Origin of the sequence: Chryseobacterium sp. Marseille-Q3244 (assembly GCF_940807095.1) — a bacterium.
In the GTDB taxonomy this organism is placed as follows: Bacteria; Bacteroidota; Bacteroidia; order Flavobacteriales; family Weeksellaceae; genus Chryseobacterium.
In genome coordinates, this window is sequence record NZ_CALNWX010000013.1 from 26,280 (window position 1) to 46,067 (window position 19,788).

The 19,788-nt window shown below is 34.3% G+C and carries 19 protein-coding genes; 5 read left to right on the top strand and 14 right to left on the bottom strand.

Annotation, left to right across the window (positions count from 1 at the left end; genetic code table 11):
* Window positions 1–46: 46 nt before the first annotated feature.
* Both NBX25_RS18875 and NBX25_RS18880 read right to left on the bottom strand, forming a co-directional pair.
* Window positions 47–655, bottom strand: a complete 609-nt coding sequence (locus NBX25_RS18875) for a hypothetical protein (RefSeq protein WP_250254952.1) — start codon at window positions 653–655, stop codon at window positions 47–49.
* Between the two features lie 25 nt (window positions 656–680).
* Window positions 681–1,166, bottom strand: coding sequence for a hypothetical protein (locus NBX25_RS18880; RefSeq protein WP_250254954.1), 486 nt, complete (start codon window positions 1,164–1,166; stop codon window positions 681–683).
* A gap of 318 nt (window positions 1,167–1,484) precedes the next feature.
* Here NBX25_RS18880 and NBX25_RS18885 point away from each other — a divergent pair, with 318 nt between their 5' ends.
* A complete protein-coding gene (locus NBX25_RS18885) occupies window positions 1,485–1,979 on the top strand; it encodes an SRPBCC family protein (protein ID WP_198418053.1) in 495 nt (164 codons plus the stop codon).
* Between the two features lie 141 nt (window positions 1,980–2,120).
* Here NBX25_RS18885 and NBX25_RS18890 read toward each other — a convergent pair whose 3' ends face one another.
* Together NBX25_RS18890 and NBX25_RS18895 are read right to left on the bottom strand one after the other, a co-directional pair.
* A complete protein-coding gene (locus NBX25_RS18890) occupies window positions 2,121–2,627 on the bottom strand; it encodes a hypothetical protein (RefSeq protein WP_250254956.1) in 507 nt (168 codons plus the stop codon).
* Window positions 2,628–2,700: 73 nt separating this feature from the next.
* Complete coding sequence (locus tag NBX25_RS18895; protein WP_250254958.1) at window positions 2,701–3,156, bottom strand: DUF3291 domain-containing protein; 456 nt, start codon at window positions 3,154–3,156, stop codon at window positions 2,701–2,703.
* Between the two features lie 93 nt (window positions 3,157–3,249).
* Between NBX25_RS18895 and NBX25_RS18900 the strand changes: the two genes are divergently transcribed.
* The gene (locus NBX25_RS18900; protein ID WP_123857308.1) at window positions 3,250–3,612 is read left to right on the top strand and encodes a winged helix-turn-helix transcriptional regulator; all 363 of its coding nucleotides are present in this window, start codon (window positions 3,250–3,252) and stop codon (window positions 3,610–3,612) included.
* 39 nt (window positions 3,613–3,651) lie between these two features.
* Here the strand turns inward: NBX25_RS18900 and NBX25_RS18905 are convergent, their stop codons facing one another.
* The 10 genes from NBX25_RS18905 to NBX25_RS18950 all read right to left on the bottom strand — a co-directional run bounded on the left by NBX25_RS18905 (window position 3,652) and on the right by NBX25_RS18950 (window position 15,714).
* A complete protein-coding gene (locus tag NBX25_RS18905) occupies window positions 3,652–4,260 on the bottom strand; it encodes a membrane lipoprotein lipid attachment site-containing protein (protein WP_250254959.1) in 609 nt (202 codons plus the stop codon).
* 8 nt (window positions 4,261–4,268) lie between these two features.
* Complete coding sequence (locus NBX25_RS18910; protein ID WP_250254961.1) at window positions 4,269–5,990, bottom strand: RDD family protein; 1,722 nt, start codon at window positions 5,988–5,990, stop codon at window positions 4,269–4,271.
* A gap of 98 nt (window positions 5,991–6,088) precedes the next feature.
* Window positions 6,089–6,319: a hypothetical protein gene (locus NBX25_RS18915; RefSeq protein ID WP_123910543.1), complete on the bottom strand. Its 231-nt coding sequence runs from the start codon at window positions 6,317–6,319 to the stop codon at window positions 6,089–6,091.
* A gap of 67 nt (window positions 6,320–6,386) precedes the next feature.
* A complete protein-coding gene (locus tag NBX25_RS18920) occupies window positions 6,387–6,839 on the bottom strand; it encodes a DUF1569 domain-containing protein (RefSeq protein WP_250254962.1) in 453 nt (150 codons plus the stop codon).
* A gap of 163 nt (window positions 6,840–7,002) precedes the next feature.
* Window positions 7,003–7,344, bottom strand: a complete 342-nt coding sequence (locus NBX25_RS18925) for a hypothetical protein (RefSeq protein WP_250254964.1) — start codon at window positions 7,342–7,344, stop codon at window positions 7,003–7,005.
* Between the two features lie 36 nt (window positions 7,345–7,380).
* Window positions 7,381–8,616: an erythromycin esterase family protein gene (locus tag NBX25_RS18930; RefSeq protein ID WP_250254965.1), complete on the bottom strand. Its 1,236-nt coding sequence runs from the start codon at window positions 8,614–8,616 to the stop codon at window positions 7,381–7,383.
* A gap of 221 nt (window positions 8,617–8,837) precedes the next feature.
* Window positions 8,838–10,733 (bottom strand): molecular chaperone DnaK, encoded by a 1,896-nt coding sequence (gene dnaK, locus NBX25_RS18935; RefSeq protein WP_123857315.1) that lies wholly within the window; start codon window positions 10,731–10,733, stop codon window positions 8,838–8,840.
* Between the two features lie 225 nt (window positions 10,734–10,958).
* Window positions 10,959–11,969: a DUF2931 family protein gene (locus NBX25_RS18940; protein WP_250254967.1), complete on the bottom strand. Its 1,011-nt coding sequence runs from the start codon at window positions 11,967–11,969 to the stop codon at window positions 10,959–10,961.
* Window positions 11,970–12,048: 79 nt separating this feature from the next.
* Complete coding sequence (locus NBX25_RS18945) at window positions 12,049–13,668, bottom strand: phospholipase effector Tle1 domain-containing protein (RefSeq protein WP_250254969.1); 1,620 nt, start codon at window positions 13,666–13,668, stop codon at window positions 12,049–12,051.
* 78 nt (window positions 13,669–13,746) lie between these two features.
* Window positions 13,747–15,714, bottom strand: coding sequence for a type VI secretion system Vgr family protein (locus NBX25_RS18950; RefSeq protein WP_250254971.1), 1,968 nt, complete (start codon window positions 15,712–15,714; stop codon window positions 13,747–13,749).
* A gap of 376 nt (window positions 15,715–16,090) precedes the next feature.
* On the opposite strand from NBX25_RS18950, the gene ppk1 reads away from it, so the two are divergent.
* The 3 genes from ppk1 (at window position 16,091) to NBX25_RS18965 (ending at window position 19,381) form a co-directional block, all read left to right on the top strand.
* On the top strand, window positions 16,091–18,163 hold the full coding sequence (gene ppk1 / locus NBX25_RS18955) for a polyphosphate kinase 1 (RefSeq protein ID WP_123910501.1): 2,073 nt from the start codon (window positions 16,091–16,093) through the stop codon (window positions 18,161–18,163).
* Between the two features lie 161 nt (window positions 18,164–18,324).
* Window positions 18,325–18,492 (top strand): hypothetical protein, encoded by a 168-nt coding sequence (locus tag NBX25_RS18960; RefSeq protein WP_164464454.1) that lies wholly within the window; start codon window positions 18,325–18,327, stop codon window positions 18,490–18,492.
* Between the two features lie 4 nt (window positions 18,493–18,496).
* Window positions 18,497–19,381, top strand: a complete 885-nt coding sequence (locus tag NBX25_RS18965) for a Ppx/GppA phosphatase family protein (RefSeq protein WP_250254973.1) — start codon at window positions 18,497–18,499, stop codon at window positions 19,379–19,381.
* Window positions 19,382–19,788: the final 407 nt, after the last annotated feature.

A 19,788-nucleotide genomic window follows, 5' to 3' on the forward strand; every position in this document is an offset into this window, starting at 1 on the left:
CTATTCTAAAAAATGGGTGCAATATAATCCGGAAACAAAATAAAAGCTACTCCCCTGCTTTCACGGTATCATAATTATTAAACCCTTTATAGATTCTGGTTTCTTTAAGCTTTCCTTTTTTATAGATCTCCACTTTTTCTATATCTGAAGATTTCTTATTGAAATATTTTATTTCCGTCAACTGTCCATCATTATTGAAAAACTCGGTTTTAAGATTTCTTCCGTCTTCCTGATAGTGCCTCGTTCGCAGCTTCCCGCTCTTTTTATAAGAATAGCTCTTGAGATTATAAAAATTACCATCGTTGTAAGTGATTCCTTCATACATGTACTGAGCCGTATATTTTCCTTCTTCTATCAGTTGCTGTTTGTCATTATAAATGAAATAATACGCATTATTTTTAGGATTTATCAAATTATAACGCATTGTTAATTTGGGATAACTGTCAGGATGCTTTATCATTACCTCTTCCTGTCTGAAAACAGTAGAGTCATTCTGTGAAACCCATAGAGTATCTGTATCATTAGAGCCACTTTTGTGATATATTTTTGAAATGATACCATCGTCTTTTTTGGAAGCATCATTTTTTCCTTTGGCACAATTGCAGGCGGTCATGCAATAGACAACTATCCATAAAAATGATAATATTTTCAACATTTGAATCTGTGGTTCTATGTTACTGTTAAGGTATGGTTTCTACTCCAGAAAGCTTAAAGTTTCCTTTTTCCTCTTTTAGCCAGAAGACAAACTGAGCCCCTTCATGGCCGTCACCAAATTCATTTGGGCGATAAGTGGTGTATAATACTATATAATCTCTGTCTTTAAATCCGGGATCAGCTCCGTCATAGGAAAACTCTGTTTCATTACGATTCAGTCTTTCCAATAATTCTTTGTTGAAAATAGTATTGACATGTTTCTTGTAAAAAAGATCTTTTCCCATAAAATAACTTTTTTCCGGTGCTTCATCAAAGCATAGAGAACAATACACTTTTTTAGTTGTTAATTGATTCAAGGCGGTATAATCCTTCTCAGTAATCAGATGGATTATTTTTTGAGTAAACACTTCAGCCTTTATTTGCAACGGTTGATTTACCTGTTTTTTTTGTCCATAGTACGCCAGATGTAATCCGATCAGAAAGAATAAGGATAAGTATTTTGTCAACTTCATTGTTACTATTTTTAGTGGTTTAATTTTTATTACTTTTTGGTGTTCAACGGTGTCTTATAGCTCGTAATAGCAAAACAATAGATATCATTGTTCGGTTGTAGAAAAAACATTGGACTTTAATTCTTTTTTCTCATGGCAGCATAGTTTTATCATTACTAAAGTACAAAAAACGGTTTATTAGGCCACTATTACATTTGATATTTGTTCCTTTAATAATTTGAAATGAGGGTAGAAATAGTTTTAGTTTTTATGGTTTATTTTTATTTTGTATTTTTAGTATTAAATTAAAAACCAAACCATTATAACTCATCATTGAATATGTCGAACATTTATCATTCTTTACTGATTGGTGCATCAAGAGAAAAAGTTTATCATGCCATCACCAGTCAATCCGGGTTGTCTGCGTGGTGGACACCCCATACCAAAACCAGTACTGAAGTGGGTAGCATTGCCCGGTTCTCTTTTGGTCCGGATTATTTTAAAGAAATGAAAATTGTAAAGCTTGTTCCTTTTGAAGAAATTCAGTGGCATTGTATTACAGGCGCCCATGAATGGATAGGAACTGATATTTCATTTCATCTTTTATCAGGAGATAAAGAAACATTACGCAAAATGCATCCGGAAATGGCAGGCCAAATTGATCAGTTAGTATATGACAGCGGTACTTTATTAATTTTCTATCACAAAGGATGGGATATGTACTCGCCTATGTTCGCTGAATGTAATTACACCTGGGGACAGTTTTTGAGAAGCTTAAAATTACTTTGCGAAACAGGAAAAGGAAAGCCGTGGCCCCATCAGCATCGTTTATGATTTGTTTTTAAGGTGGGAAGCTGGATGAGGGAAAGAAGTTACTTTGAGTTTTAATAACCCACCAAAACCATCTTAAACTGAGCTATCATTGTTCCTTCTATGCTTTTTCTTCTAACAATTCTTTTTTAGGTTTAGATTAAATTATGGAATAATGTCAATTCCGGTTATTTTAAATTTTCCCGCTTTTTTCACCAGAGTAATCATTCCCTGAGTACCCTCCCTAGTTTTTGAAGGCGGAACCAGCGTATATAAAAAAGAAATTCCGTGTATATTCACTTCTTTATTAAAATAAGGATGAAAAAACTGTACATTAAATTTCCGATGTTTTTTAACTTCAGCTTTTAGCTCTTTTTCAAAAAAGATTTTATAATGTTTTTTATGATATAATTCCTTGGTTACCTTCACTGTGACAGGGTTACTGTTTTTATATTCTGTATAATTAAGACAAGGTCTGCAATAGAAAGGAAATTCACAGAGTGTTTTTATTTTTTCCTTATCATTTCTGGTCACAGCATCTGTAAAATCTCTCCAGAATTTTTGTAAAAGGATCTTATCCTGGGCAGAAATTTCATCATCAGACCTATTTTTATGCCCGTAGATGGAAACCGAAAACAGAAAACCAAGTAGTACAATCAGAATGCTTTTCATGGCAGATTATATATTATATTAAATTTTATATTTGGTAATGAACAGACAAGATACAAAATTTAGATTTTTAGCCTTAAAAATTTAATTCCGGCTTCTGAAATGCAGTTTGAAAACTGAAAGCAAATTCCGAAGGACCGTTCTTCTGGAGATATTCTAATCTTTCCAACGCTTCTTCTATACTTGGATATTGATGATCTTTAATCCACCACAGTACATAATACGCTTTCCCATATTTTTGAAACCATTCTTTTCTTCTTCGTAAAAAATCCACATGAAAAGTCTTATAAGTAAAGTATTCTAATGATTCTTTATCTTTCCATACAGAGAGATTGATGATCACCTGCTCATCATTAAACGGATTAAAACCTGTGGCATTATTATCTTCATCCTTTAATCTCCATACAAAACCATTGCTCTCTTCCGCCAGTTGATTCACTGAATCAAAATGCTCTACAAACTCTTTCATTACCGGGTCTTCAATATTCATCCCAATCATTCTGGCTACGTTAATCTGTGCTAATTGATACATTTTATTATTTCCTGTTTTATGTCTATTATTGTGTAAAAATAGATTCCTCAGCCTTAGAATAAAATAACTATCAATTTAGATACTATAAAAAAGATGGAAAAAGAATGTGAGACTTCCTATATCAATGTTGACCAAAAATCTTATCCCTGTGCGGTAAGCTTTGTCATGGACCTTATTGGCGGAAGATGGAAAGGGGTAATTCTTTGTCACTTAAAAAACGGAGACAAGCGGTTTGGGGAACTCAAAAAAGACCTTTCCTTTATCACTGAAACAACGCTAAGTCTTCAGTTGAGGCAGTTGGAAAGAGATGGGTTGATTACCAGAACTGTTTTCGGAATAAAACCTCCTGTAAAAACAGTGTATAGCTTGTCAGAGCTGGGCACTTCATTCATTCCATTGTTGGATAATATCAATGAATGGGGTAAAAATATTTTGGAAAATAGAAAAACCTCTTAAAAACTCGAATATTTCAGATTTTTAAGAGGTTAGCTTCATTTAATATACTTTACTTCCTTTGATGGTTAGGGCATGTTTAGTCCTTATTGAAGGACAGCATCTTCCATCTTCTTCGGTATATTCCAGTTTTTCTACAATAATTTTTCCATTTTTAATGGTATCAAAGGCAAACAGGTAATCCGGTTCATATCCGGCTATCACTTTAACGGAATGTCCATCATTTTTGTATAAGGATAATCCCTGTCCTATCAGTGCATTTCCGCCTTCAGGGGCAATATTCCAGTAAATAGCTACATCTTCTATCCCATCACCGGTAAAATCTCCAACATGAGGATCCTGCAGGTCAATGACTCCATCATCATAAGTTTTAAGAATCTTAGGTAAATAAGCTTCAAATTGTTTTACAGCCAATTTTACAGCTTCTTCTTTGGAAATCCTGTCTTTCGATTCTTTTGGATTTGATTCTTGTTCTTTGGATAAAGACTTCTCTTCTTTTGATTCATCTTTTTGCTGCCCTTTATGCTCAGATTGGTTACAACTTGCCAACACTGCCAGCAGCCCTATGATACAGATGATCTTCTTCATATATTTTGTATTTCCGATGATAAAATTGAAACGATAAAGATACAGCAATATAATAGAATCCATAGGGAACATTATTTTACCCTAAAAATTTTTAAAACCCCTTCATTAATTTCCAAAATATAATTTTGTTGATTATTTAGAGAATCTTTTACTATAATTTCAGAGGTACTATTTTTCGTTTTAGTTGAATAATTGGTTTTTAATACAATTTTTTCTTCAGTATTCCCTTTTGCAGCACCAAAGTTTACCGGAAAATGATCTTTCCAGACAATGTCACCTTTTATATTTTTAACAGAAATAACTCTTCCACTTTTCCCTCTGTTTCCGATGATCAATTTACCGCTATTACTTTGAGTTTCCTGCTGGGTATCATAAAAGGTATTTCCCAGATCGAAATAGGGAACATTTACTTCATATACATTGTTAAAATTATATCTTACTCCGTTATTGAACAGATCCTGAGCATTGACTCCCTTATGTTTTTCCATATTATTTTGTGGAAATAAACTTTCCAGTTTCATACGGGATATGGTATAAACCTGAGCAGTATCAACCTGACGGTCATAATCCATTTTCACTCCCCAAAAATCATTGCTAAAACCATCCATCAGCTTTATTTTTTTTACCTCTACATCATCTCCTTTGATTTTTTCTATCTTTAAACCTAAGACGTTATTATCAGGAGCATAATCCATAGCCTGAACTACATAGAACTGATTGGTATTGATATTCTTTCTGCTGTGATTATACCACTGCTCATCATATCCTTCTTCTTTTTCTGAAAACTGAGCGTATTTATAATCGCTTATTGCTTCTTTAATAAAATAATGATACATAATGACCGGAACAGCAAAAGCCAGAATCCACAAAAACTGCTTGGGATGTATTCCTTCTCTTTTTTCTTTGATAACATAGGTTTCGGAAAGTGAATCATGCCATCCATTTTTGCTAAAGAAAGAGAGAGAATCAAAAGGAATACTTCTATAAAGACTTCGTATAAAAATAGTCTTAAATCCAGGTTGATTATTATTTTGATCCACCACTCTTGATTCTGTTAAGAATTTCGCTGGCGTTGATCCAAAATAAAATTCAAAGACGGGATAAAAAACCAGCCTGATCAAAACAATGATGACTGCCAAACCCCAATAATTATTAAAGTAGCTTTGGAAAATATCATTGTTCTTTAAAGTGAAAGAAAATCCCAAAACAAAATTTGTAAACACAGCTATCATTACCAAGCTGTCAATCAGCAAATGGAACCCTCTCTGCCATTGAACAGCATATTTAAGGGCCTCAGCAGAAGCTGTCCTTTCTTTTTTATTTTCCAGTTTGATCTTTCTAAGAACCATGAAGCTCAAGATAATATAACCTATCTGAATCAGAAGTTGTATTATTGGAACTATTGCTGTGGATTGCCCTTCCAAAGAAATTCCTGACGGAGGGTTAAAAGAAAAATATAAACCATTAAAAATTCCGAAAAGCGCTAACATGATATTGTTTATCAGTACCACAGAAAAAACAAACCCGAGTAATTTTTTTTCTTTTCCTTTTGTTTTCAGGTAAAAAATAATCCCAAGAAACAGAATAAAATAAATAATGGTTTCCCACAGATTAAAAGGAGTTTCTAAAGGCGCTTTAAACAGGTATAAAGGCTTAAACAGATAAAAATAAGAGATCCAGCCGTTTATTGTTTCACCTTTATAAAAATTATAAAAAATAATACTGGTAAGTATTCCTAATAAAAGGGTCAGTAAAGAAGAATAAGTAATGAGTTTCCCTTTAGTATAATTCATGATATGCAAAATAGTTTTCGCAAATAAACAATAAAAAAAGAAATTATATTACTCTCCTTCTTCAAATCTACATACTCCTTATGAAAAAACCGTCAATTCTAAAGACTCAAAAAGTACAACAGAAGAATAAAAACAGGAATAAAGCTCACGGCTCCTCCAATTAAAAAGATATTTCTATAATAAGATTTACTTTTAGGCAATGTTTTCGGAATCATTATATAGGCAATCAATGCAGTAATACCACCTCCAATGATATAGCTCAATACTCCAAATAAAGCAGCCCCCATTACGATATCTGAAGTTTGTATAAATACCTGTAAGAAGTTCATTTTTTATTACAATATACAGTAAAAATTAAGAATAGCAAAGGATAAAAATAGTCACTGAAATAGAAAATCAGACTCCGAATTGTCTCAAATGATGATCCATGTGCTTGTATGCTGCTATGCCCCATTCGTGGGTTGAAATATTTCCAAAAGCAGGGTGAGAAAGGGTTAAAGAGCGAGTATTGCCAGGGAATTTATTAATTAAATTAACAAACTCATTTCTATACTTTTCAAAATCAAGATCATTTGTTTTGCCTTTGGCATTATGTTCCGGTTCACCTTGGATATTCTTTTTAAAATCGGGAGCGATATAAAGAGCTAGAACTCTCAACAGGTACTGTTTTATTTGAGTCTTTTTATTGCCTCTGCTTTCTTCCAAGATTTGCCGGTTGCAGGAATTGCAATGATGAAGCATTTCACTGGCTGTCATGGTTCCCCATTGAGGTTGGTGAATTGCTGATAAATTCTTAACTCTTGCAATAATAAGATCAGCAGCTTCCTTTTTTAAAAGATTTTTTTTCATGGTAATGATGGCTATATACAATTAAAATTGATGTGTATCCATTAAAAGGAGGGCTTCTTTTTCCACATTCTTTCCTCTTTTTAAACGATGTAATATTAATATAAATAATTGCAATTTTATTTTTCTAATATAACACACATACGATAAATCAACAAGTTATATTTCATAATAAAGATATATTACAAATAACATCAATAACTATATACCTGAAAATATCAATGATAAAAATTACTATTTCGGACTGCTTTTCTTTTTCAATTTTTACATCAATATTAATTGCCGGACTTCCTGCACTTATTTTCTCCCAATTGCTGTAAAAAGTTCTTTCAAAAACAGTTCTAAATAATGCTGCACTAAAACCAAAATCACCTGTAAATCCACTCATAACCTGTACGGAAACGTAAAAATCTTCTTTATCAATCCAAATAGAATAATCATTTAAATCAAAAGTAAATGTCGCGTCTATGATTTTATCTGCAGTTATTTCTGTGGTAAGGTTTTCCAAAAGAATGGACTCTCCTGGTTGTTTATTTTTGATGTTTTATTTTGAGTTACCAATTAATAGTTTTGAATTGGTTGACTTATTGATGAATATCAAATAATCAAAAGAATTAGCAACATTTGTTTTTTTAAATTCATTTTTATCTGTCCCTGATCCCGTTTTGCGAAATAGAATATCTTTCAATACCCAATGGCCTAGTTTGTTGTCATCCTTTCTGATTGCTTTTAAATCCAAAATAAAAATTGGAATATCGAGTGAATTAAGCTTATATTCTAATGTTCCCGGCCTTGCTTTTTCTGAGTTATAAGTACCTAGTTTGCCATCAATACTTGCAGAATAAGTACCTTCATAAAAGGCAAATCCAAAATTCACAAAATCTTTATGGTACATTTCATTTATCCAATACCCCATTCTATCTGATTTTAACTTGGCAATATGATAATTATGAGCCGAGACAATTACTTTAGAATTCTGATAGTTTTCTTTCATCCATTTAACATTCTCCGCCATAAATTGGTCCCTCTTAATAAAACTGAGTTCGATATATTGCCTGATAATATCTACATTTTGCAGGAAGCGCGATTTCTCTTCTGGATTTTTTATTGAGATAGATTTTTGTTTTATTAAAAACAGATACTCAGATATAGTGTTTTGACCTTTTTTAGAATAAGTTCTAAAGCCTCTATTGTTATCTTTTAAAGCTGTTTCAAGGTCATTAATCTCTTGTTCAGACCAGTGATTTTCCTGATATATTTTTCTTATTTGATCTATCGCTCCTTTTGCATACTGCATATCAAAACCATCAAAAAATACTTTTGAATCATGATTTTCATTATATTTTTTTAACCATTCAACAAAATTTAAAGTTTCTTCAGTTTGCCACAGCCAAAAATACATACCTTTTAGAATATCTTTAGGGTTTCCCTTTCCCTCCTGAATATATTGATTCATTAAAAAGCTTTCAGGCATATTGGCTTCGAGCGAAAAGACATTAAAATTTTTATGAGCTATCAGATATTTGCTTATCCTATATTTCATTTGATACACTTCACTCGAACCGTGAGTAGATTCTCCTAATCCTACTATTGTAGAATTTCCAATTAATTTGTTTAAGATCAGCAAATCATTATTGTCGCTTTCTTCCGGATTAAAAGTGTTTATTGGATATATAAACTTTGAAATATATTCTTTTTCTTCAGAATTTAAATCATTTTTTGATTGTGCTCTGATCGCTATAAAAAATATAATCAAAATAAAAGATAATTTCAATTTCATTTGCAACTATAATTAATATGATTTATTGTTTGGAATACAAATGTATATAACTTTTTGACGATATCAATTTGTATACGTTCTTAAGTTTACCATTATGCTGATACAAATAACTCATCAAAAACACAAAAAAATAAAATCAGCAAATATCAAAAAACAAAACCGTCTTAGATAGTTATCTAAGACGGTTTTTCTATATTTTATTAACTGTTATTAATCAGTAATTATTTCACTTCTTCGAAGTCTGCATCCTGTACATCTTCACCTCCAGCGTTGTTTCCACCAGGGTTTTGAGCACCTGCATCAGCACCTGGCTGTTGACCAGCTGCATATAATTCTTCAGAAGCTGCCATCCATGCTGCATCTAACGCTTCAGTTTTAGCTTTTACGTCATCAGAATTTTTAGCTTCGAAAGCCGTTTTTAATTCTCCGTGAGCTGCTTCAATTGCTGCTTTTTTATCAGCAGAAAGTTTTTCACCGAATTCTTTCAATTGCTTTTCAGTTTGGAAGATCAATCCATCAGCTTTGTTGAAGATTTCAACTTCTTCTTTTCTCTTAGCATCTGCTGCAGAGTTTTCCTGAGCTTCTTTCTTCATTCTTTCGATTTCTTCGTCAGAAAGACCTGAAGAAGCCTGAATTTTAATAGACTGCTCTTTACCAGTTCCTTTATCTTTAGCAGATACACTTAGGATACCATTCGCATCAATATCGAAAGTTACTTCAATTTGAGGAACTCCTCTTGGTGATGGTGGAATATCTGTAAGGTCGAATCTACCGATTTCTTTGTTATCGTTGAACATAGATCTTTCCCCTTGTCCTACTCTGATGCTTACCGCTGGCTGGTTATCAGAAGCTGTAGAGAATACTTCAGATTTTTTAGTTGGGATGGTAGTGTTCGCTTCAATTAATTTAGTGAATACAGAACCCATCGTTTCAATACCTAAAGAAAGTGGAGTAACGTCAAGAAGTAATACGTCTTTTACGTCTCCTGTTAATACACCTCCCTGGATCGCTGCACCAATTGCTACAACCTCATCCGGGTTTACTCCTTTAGATGGTTTTTTACCGAAGAATTTTTCTACTTCTTCCTGGATAATTGGGATTCTTGTAGAACCTCCTACCAAGATTACCTCATCGATATCAGAAGTTGATAAACCTGCATCTTTTAATGCTTTAGCAACCGGCTCCATAGATCTTCTTACAAGATCAGCAGATAATTGCTCGAATTTAGCTTTAGTTAAAGTCTTCACTAAGTGTTTAGGACCTGTAGCTGTAGCTGTGATATAAGGTAAGTTGATTTCAGTCTGTGCAGAAGAAGATAATTCGATTTTTGCTTTTTCAGCTGCTTCTTTTAATCTTTGAAGAGCAATAGCATCTGATTTCAAATCTACCCCTTCTTCAGCTTTGAACTCGTCAGCCATCCAGTTGATGATCACGTCATCGAAGTCATCACCTCCCAGGTGAGTATCACCGTTTGTAGCCAATACTTCAAATACACCATCTCCTAAATCAAGGATAGAGATATCGAAAGTACCTCCTCCAAGGTCATATACTGCGATTTTCTGATCTTTATGGCTTTTATCAAGACCGTAAGCTAATGCTGCCGCTGTAGGTTCGTTGATAATTCTTTCTACTTTAAGACCTGCAATTTCACCAGCTTCTTTAGTCGCTTGTCTTTGGGCATCGTTGAAGTAGGCAGGAACAGTAATTACCGCTCTTGTTACTTCCTGACCAAGGTAATCTTCAGCTGTTTTCTTCATTTTCTGAAGTGTCATTGCAGAAATTTCCTGTGGTGTATATTCTCTGTCGTCGATTTTTACTTTTACGGTATCGTTTGGTCCAGCAACAACCTTATAAGGTACTCTTGAGATTTCGGCAGCATCTTCTTTGAAGTGTGTACCAATAAATCTTTTGATAGAGTAAACGGTCTTTGTTGGATTCGTTACAGCCTGTCTTTTTGCAGGATCACCCACTTTTCTTTCTCCATCTTCTGTAAATGCTACAATAGAAGGAGTCGTTCTTTTACCTTCTGCGTTAGGAATAACAACAGGGTCTTTACCCTCCATTACAGCAACACAAGAGTTGGTTGTTCCTAAGTCAATTCCAATTATTTTACTCATAATATTTTATTTTTTTCTAATTTTTATATTTAATTTACACTCACTATTTCACAACATTTGTACCATATCCCTTTTTGTGACAAAATGACACAATCAAGACAAAAACCCTGAAATAATCAAGGTTTCATCTTATTTAATGTGGAAATTTTTTCTCTTATGTTCCGAAAAAGGGTTAAAAAGGGAGTGTTATGACAGATGCTTTAAAAGAAAAACTGATCGAAAGACTTACCTATAGCTTTCTTTATAGTCCCCAGACCATTGATAAATACGGATACTATCCGTTGCTAAAGGCTTACCATTGAGTAAAATTTCTATAGAATCATTATCCGGAGCAATCTTCACCTGCATATCGATCTTATTTCCTGCTTGTTTGAAGGCTTCATTGGTCTTTTCCCAGTTGAAAAAAGCACGTGCGTTTCGCTGTTCCTGCTTTTCTTTTCCGGTTTCCCAGAAAAATACCATTTCCTGAGGAATTGCTCTTTCTTTGTAAGGTATATTTAAAACCCAGGGTCTCAATGCCCCTTCTTTCTCGCCATTATAAGTATAATTGAGTATTTCAAACAACCTGAATTTAGGATTTGTAGAGGTTACTATCGGACGCCAAGGGTAGCGCTGTCTGTAAGCATCCCATTCTTTAGGACTTGCATCAGGAATAAAATACTCTTTTTGTGATTCATCATAGCGTTCAGGGCTTATACGATACATCTTAAGATATTTTTCTTTAGCCTTAGCAATTTCAACAGCATCTGTAACAGGTTGAGCCTGATACCTTCCCAATTCAATACGGGTATTTCCAAAGTTGAGCCATACCACGACCATACCCTTGGGAGCAAAACCAAAAACTAATGTAGAAAAACTGTCATAAGCATTAACACCATTAGAAGCACTATATCCTCTACCTAATTTCTTATATTCCTTGGTTTCACCTTGTAAGTCATCCCATCTGGAATAAGCTCGCTCCATATAATCCTTTATAGTATCTACGGGAAAATCTACATTCAATCGATAATACTTATTTTCATAATCAGCATAATAAGTAACATCTGCACCAATTGGAGTTCCATATTGTTCCGTCCATGATTTACCTGAGTCACCCCAATTCCCGGAAGAACTTCCATAAGGTAATCCTGCACGGTTTCCTTCTAATGTTTTTATTTTATCAAATACAGGGGTAACCTGATATCTATTATCAGGCTGTGAAATTTCCACATGAAATGCCATCTTTTTATCATCCATCTTCTGACATTGTATTAAATGAATACAGAGTATGAAACATACAAAATATTGTATGATATATCTTATTGTATAGGGAGCTTTATCCATATTGTATATTTCTGATTCGTTCTTTTCCACTTACAACTTTTCCTACTCTTGGACCATACCCTATTTTAGTGGCACTGGCAGACCAGTGAAGGTATTTATTTCTCAACGTTTTAAGTTGATCCAAATCTACAAAATCTTCATAATGTAAAGTTTTTATTTTTGAAAGATAATCTCCCGATGAATTACTTTTGTTAAACTCTGCTACATAGGTGTTTCGTAATGTACTACAAGCATTCATATAATTTCTCAACTGACTATATATATCGATAAGAAAAACATCTGTTATTTTGTGATTATCAATTCCTTTCTGTGAATATTTTACCCCAAACTGATCCTGACCTGAGTAATAAAACATGGTATTAAGCGAAACCTTATCGTACGTATTAAAGGGTCTTCGTGTTCCTACCAATATGTATTTGGTATTGACTCCATATTTATGGACTGAGATTATTTTTTTCACCACAATTTCTTCCGGGGTATACCAGCCTTCCTCTATCAGTATTTTCCTGAATTGCTCACATTTTCTGCCTTCATTTTCTCTTTCGGTATACAGATCTACTTTTTCTTCATTCTGGTTGACATAGCAGCCTCCGATATCAGAATGCACACCAGGTAATATAAATTGTAATCCTTTTACTCCTGTACTGTCAATATCAGTTAAATCAAAATTATCACGATATTCATTATCTGCTGCAATCTGTAAAGTAAAATAGGTTTTTTTAACAGCATCTAGTCCAAGCTGCTTTGTATCTCCATGAATTATAGGAACTCCTGCTATCGACTTTGGACGGTGGTCCATCCCATAAGAAGCTACTGTATCATATAACCCGGCAAAGTTGAATGCTATTTTTTTAGGAATTACCTTATTATCAATCAAACAAGCTCCAAAATAACCATAGTTTAATATCAGATCATCATCCAATCTTACTTTAATTCGTTTACCTTCCGCTTCATGAGGAGGAATCGCCATTCCATCTTTACTAGATCCTTTAAGAATTCTAGCTCGATTCGTAGCAATATGTAGAAAATGCCTTGCAGCAGTCGCTCCACGGCTAAAACCAAATACATTTACTTTCAGATGAATGTCTTTTCCACTATATTTTGCCAGCTTTTTTCCTGCTTCCACACAGCCCTTTGTCACTTTTGCCCTCACTCCACGTCCATCTGTTCCAAATAAAATCCCAGTATTAGGAACATTCCCAAAAAAATGCATTTCACTCTCTCCATCTTTGGTTCCAATACCTTCTATATATACAGCATATTGATGTTGAGCCGCAGGATCTATAGCATCATAGCCCCTGGCTACATTAGAATAATCATTGGTATAACTGTCATCATCATGGTTAGATTTCTCATAATCTTTCCCAAGATCAGTATTGGTTTTATTGTTTTGAGTACCGTCAAAAAAAAGATTGAGGCTTACTTCCAATACATTAACAGGACTATCATTAGGATGTATCGTTTTGGCTTTATTATAGCTAACTCCGGATTCTTTCCCGGATTGTTCCAGAGAGTTTTCGCTATTGTGGGTGATATTTTCCTTAGAAAATACCAGATAATCTCCTTTTACCTGAGTTTTTATCTTCCCTTCTACTATATATTCTATACTCATGCCCGTGGTATTAAAAATTTTTCTTTACTAAAACCTTCCATTTTCTACCTTATTTTTGTTCGCTGAAAGAAGAATTGATTAGTGATTTTTAGATTTTTCATTACTGTTGTTGTTGATTTCCTTTTCAGCATGATGCTCTATTTTGTTTCCACTGCTTACTTCCATCCCTTTTAAGGAAATGGTTTTATGTCCTTTTTCACCATAGGTTTCCATATCTCCTTTTACGTAATGCGTAAGTTTTCCAATGACATTGGTGACAAAATCTTTTCCTACCGTAAGCATATTCATCATTCCTACACTGGAAGATTTATTAATTCCTATAGATTCATTTGAGCTCATTTGAACTGTAGTATTCATATTCTGTCCAACATTCATTGATAAATTTCCACCTGCATTGAAGGTAATATCATTAGGTGCTGTAATAATAATATTTCCCTGTCCGTCCATCAGGTAATTATTTCCGCTAGGATCTATAATATTCACGCTCTTTTCATCATCATTCATCAGAATTTTTATTCCGGATTTGGTCTGTATGGATCTCATGTGATTATTAGCACCGCCTCCAAGACCTGTTCCGCCATGAAACATTCCTCCCATCACAAAAGGTCTGTCAGGATGTCCATGTTGGAAGTTAACCATTACCTGATCTCCTACTTCAGGGATCGCTACATATCCTCGATTTTGTGTAATCTGGTCTGTTCCTCCTGCATCAGGGCTCATCATCCTGATAAAATCAGTGGTTTCATTAAGCTGCCAGTCAAATCTTACGCTGATTCTCCCTTGTCCTGAAGGATCAGTATTGGAAACTACCGTTGCAATCTGTGGCTCTGGTCTTGGAATATAAAATTCCGGTTTTGGCATATAGCCTGTTCCTTCAGATATAGCTTCGAAGCTTCCGGTATAATATCCTCGGGCATTTACCTCATGAACCGTTTCAGTAATCATAAGGGTCGTAAGGTGGTTCGTTTTGTTGGAGTCCTGCTCTCGTATTTTTATATCTGCCACACATCCCGGATGAAGGAAAGGAATGGAAGTTGAGCCTGAAACATTCATGACCTCTACGGCTTTACTTCCAGAAGCACTTTTTTGGGAATATTCTACATCAAGATGCGTAACGGCCCTTATGGGAGCTACTCTTAAAGAAGGAGTCTTATAAATTCTTTTATTATTTTTATAAGCTGTCTGGGCTAAATCTCCCAAATGTTTTACAGATATTTCTCCTGAAGTCAGCTTTTCATTTTCACTACTGTTATAACCATAAAATTGTGGTTTGATAGGAACTGCCCTGAGTTCTATCCTTACATCATTCACATTGCTACCTTCAATTAACTGGATGTGTTGATTACCGGATTTTGGAAGCTTTCCAAAATGCAGAACATACCCATCATAAAAGAACTGTTCTCCATACGCTTCAGCCATTCTTGCCAGATAATTATAGTGTGTTTCATCATACTGACTGCTATAAAGAATCTGAGAGGTATCATTGGTATCAATATTAAAATCAAAATCAGAGCTGTCAAGTCCCTGTTTAAGAATTTCATTAGCAATAATTCCCATATTTACGGGTTGGTTTCCGCCAAAGCTTTGGGTATGGGAAGCTCCATCCAGCAAAATCGTTGGGCTTTGCCCTTTAAGGACAATATCTCCAAGACTGGTCTTTTCCCGGCTGAACCCAACCCGAGTAATTACTCCTACAAATGACATGTTGGGTGTATCTTCTACATCTTTGTAAGAGAAAGTAGCGGTTAATCTTTTCCCCAATAGCTTATGGGCATCTTCCAGGTTTTGAGTCTGTTTGTTTTCCAGACTGTCATGGGCAAGGATAATTTCAAATTCATGATGCCTTACGGCACTTTGTATTAGTTTGAAGTGTTTGAAATGCGTGACAGGTTTGCCATTCGCATGAACTTCAAGTTTTACCACTCGATTAATTCCTGCTATCTGATTTTCCGAAATAGCTTTAGCATTGCTCACGTGGGTAAAGGCTCTTTTTCTTAATTTTGAATACTCCTCATTCGAGGGAACTTCATTGGTGTTGTTTTTCATTTGTGTGTTTTTTAAATAGTGAACCAATCTCCCAAAAGGAAACTTTTATTCTTAATATTCGTTAAATATTTGATGGGCAATTGTCCTTCTCAAAGAATTAGGGACGATCTCATGTAGATGAGATTAGGGAGTATATCATTTGTGTTGTTTTTAGTGTTTATATTCAAATATAATAAAATCCCCAAATAAATCACACATCATAGAAAACATATAGACAAATAATACTATTCAGTAAATAATATCATTAAGATACGATCATAAAAAGTTGACAGTGCCTCTCTATTTTTCATCTATTAAAATTAATCAAAGTTTAACCTAAAAAATAGAGCCAGAAACTGGACGAATTATTACTTTTGATAAAATATACACTTTTAGAATGTCATTACACTTTAATCCACGAGATATTACATGGTTAGCCTTTAATGAAAGGGTTTTACAGGAAGCCATGGATGAAAAAGTTCCTTTACATTTAAGAATACGTTTTCTTGGAATCTTTTCTAACAATCTGGATGAGTTCTTCCGGGTACGTGTTGCCGGATTAAAGCGTGCCATGGACTTTAAGGAAAAGGTAATTGCCGAGTCCTTTTATCAGCCTCCCTCTAAAATTCTTCAGCGAATCAATGAAATTGTGATGAAGCAACAGCTGAATTTCGATAAAACCTGGAAAACTATCCAGACTGAAATGGCAGATCATAAAGTCTTTATCAAAAATTCTAAAAACCTGACAGCATTGCAAAAAGATTTTGTCAGAAACTACTTTGACGAAGTGGTGGAATCTAATGTAATCCCTATTCTTCTTCATGAAAATACCCCAATGCCTTACCTCAGAGATAAAAGTCTCTATCTTGGAGTGGCCATGAGGAAAAAAGACTGGCAATATTCCAGCAACTACGCCATTATTGAAATTCCTTCCCGATTTGTAGGAAGATTTGTATTGCTTCCAACTGAAAATCCTGAAGAAAAAAATGTAATGCTTCTGGAAGATGTAATTACCTTCAACTTGCCCCACATTTTCTCTTATTTCGGATATGATGAATTTGCAGCTAATGCTTTTAAAGTAACCAAAGATGCTGAACTGGATCTGGATAATGACATCCGTACCAATTTCGCAGAAAAAATAGAAAAGGGACTTAAAAACCGTAGAAAAGGAAAACCTACCCGTTTCGTTTTTGATAAAGATATGGATAAGGCACTGCTGGAACTTTTGATCAGAAAACTAAACCTGACCAAAAAAGACAGCATTATTCCCGGAGGAAAAATCCATAATTTCAAACACTTTATGGACTTTCCTGATGTTTTTGAAACCTATACAAGACCTATTGAAAGAACTTCTTTCACCCATCAGGCCTTTGAACATGGCGAAAGAGTGACAGACGTCATCATGAAGGAAGATGTACTGCTTACTTTCCCCTATCATAAATACAATCCGGTGATTGATCTTCTGCGTGAAGCAGCCATGGATCCGGATGTAAAATCCATACAGATCACCGCGTACAGGCTGGCCAGTAATTCAAAAATAAGCAATGCATTAATCTATGCAGCCAGAAATGGTAAAGAAGTAACAGTAATGCTTGAGTTGCAGGCAAGATTTGATGAAGAATCCAATCTGGAGTGGAAAGAGATGCTGGAACCGGAAGGAATTACCGTTCTGATAGGGCTTCCAAACAAAAAGGTTCATGCAAAACTTTGTGTTATCAAAAAGAGAGCCCACAACAAAACCATCCAATATGGATTTGTAAGTACCGGAAACTTCAACGAGAAGACAGCAAGGATCTATGGAGACCATTTGCTTCTGACTTCTGATCGTGGGATAATGGCAGACATCAACAAAGTATTCAATGTACTGAAAAAGCCAAAAGATGATTATCTTCCGATTTTGAAAACCTGTAAAAATTTATTGGTTTGCCCTCAATTTATGCGTGAAAAGATTGTTCAACATATTGATAGGGAAATTGAGGAAGCTAAAGCAGGAAAAAAAGCTGAAATCATCGTTAAGGCCAATTCTTTAAGTGACCGATTATTAATTGAAAAATTATATGATGCAGCCACGGTAGGTGTAACCATAAGACTGATTGTAAGAGGAATTTATTGTGCCGTGAATCAAAGGGAATTTAAAGAAAAAATTAAGGCCATCAGTATTGTAGACGAATATCTGGAACATGCCAGAGTTATGTATTTCTACAATAAAGGAGCTGAAGATATGTATATTTCTTCTGCCGACTGGATGACCAGAAACCTTGATTACAGAATTGAAGCTGCAGCCAAAATAACCGATAAAAACCTTAAAAAAGAATTAAAAGACATTCTGGATATTCAGCTTAGAGATAATGTAAAAGCAAGGATTTTAGATAAAAAGCTGAGCAATGAATACATAAGGAATGATAAAAAGGAATGTAGATCACAAATAGAAACCTATAACTATCTAAAGGCTAAAACGAATAAAAAATGACAAATTTTTAAATGATAAAACTTCTTTTTTTCTGATGCCTGTTGTTTTCGCCAGTGCTCAACAAAAGGCAATTTATCCTTTTTCTATTGAGGTCTATAAAGAATGAAGAATAAGCATAGGTTATACATTTGTAAATAAAGAGAGGAAAACTCTTTATAACTATGAAGAAGACCCCACAACAGCAGAATTTTCAGAAGGAAAAATTATTTTTATTATATGATACGATCAGTACCAGAAATAATGCTACTGATTTCTATTTTTTTGATAATTTTGGAAACTTTTTAGGTAAAGATTTACCTTTATATAAACAACCTCTAAAAGAGTATTAAAAATATGAAGATAGCAGCGATAGACATAGGGAGTAATGCAGCCCGCCTTCTCATCAATGAAGTAAAGATAAATAATAAAAAGCCGGAATTCATTAAACTCAATCTTCTTAGAATCCCTCTGAGATTGGGTATGGACGTATTTACCATAGGAAAAATAGGACCCGAAAGAGAAAAAATGGTCATTGATTCTATGAAGATCTTTAGTGATTTAATGAAGATCTACAAAGTAGACCATTACAGAGCCTGTGCAACAAGTGCTATGCGTGATGCTGCCAATGGTGATGAAATTATCAGACAAGTGCAGGAAGCTTCAGGGATCAATATTGAAATTATTTCCGGAGATGAAGAAGCTACCTTAATTTATGAAAACCATGTAGCAGAAGGTCTTGACAAAGAGTTTGCCTATTTATATATTGATGTAGGTGGAGGTTCCACAGAGCTTACCTTCTATGAAAACGGTAAAATGGTCTATGAAAGATCTTTCAATATTGGAACAATCCGCCTTCTTAACAATCTTGTTACCATGGATAACTGGAGAGAGATGAAGGAAGAAATTAAAAAGAATATTGTCAGCAAAAAACCAATTGTAGCCATCGGATCAGGAGGAAACATCAATAAGGTATTCTCCATGAGCAAAACTAAAGACGGCAAACCAATGTCTTTAGCCCATCTGAAAAAGGTTTACAAAGAGTTCAATGAGCTTTCTGTAGAAGAAAGAATGACAAAACATAGCCTTAGGGAAGACAGAGCCGATGTATTGGTTCATGCTTTAAGTATTTTCAACAACGTAATGGCCTGGTCGGATATCAACAAAATTTTTGTTCCGAAAATTTCCGTAGCAGATGGATTAATCCAGAATATTTTCAGTCAGTTACAACACAAGAAATAGTTTTTAAAACATACTTTCATCAAAACCGGACAATTGTTGTTCGGTTTTTTTTAGGAGCTATTCCTGCTTTCCACTATATCTTTTTCGCCCTCACCTTTCAAAGCCAGACAGAAAAAGGATCCGTTTCAATCAGGGCTAAAATATTATCGTTCATTACCTACTTCTGCCGTTCATTACTAATGTAGCAAAGCAATCTCAACATCATCACAAACAGAAAATTACATCCAAAATCATCACGTTATTTAGGTTTTGGCTAAAGCCTATGGATTTTTTTATTTTTTTAGATGGGCTAAAGCCCATCACTATTGATATTGATTTCCGTATGGAGAATAGATATTTAATGGTAATACTTTTTACTTTTTACTTTTTACTTTTTACTTTTTACTTTTTACTTTTTACTTTTTACT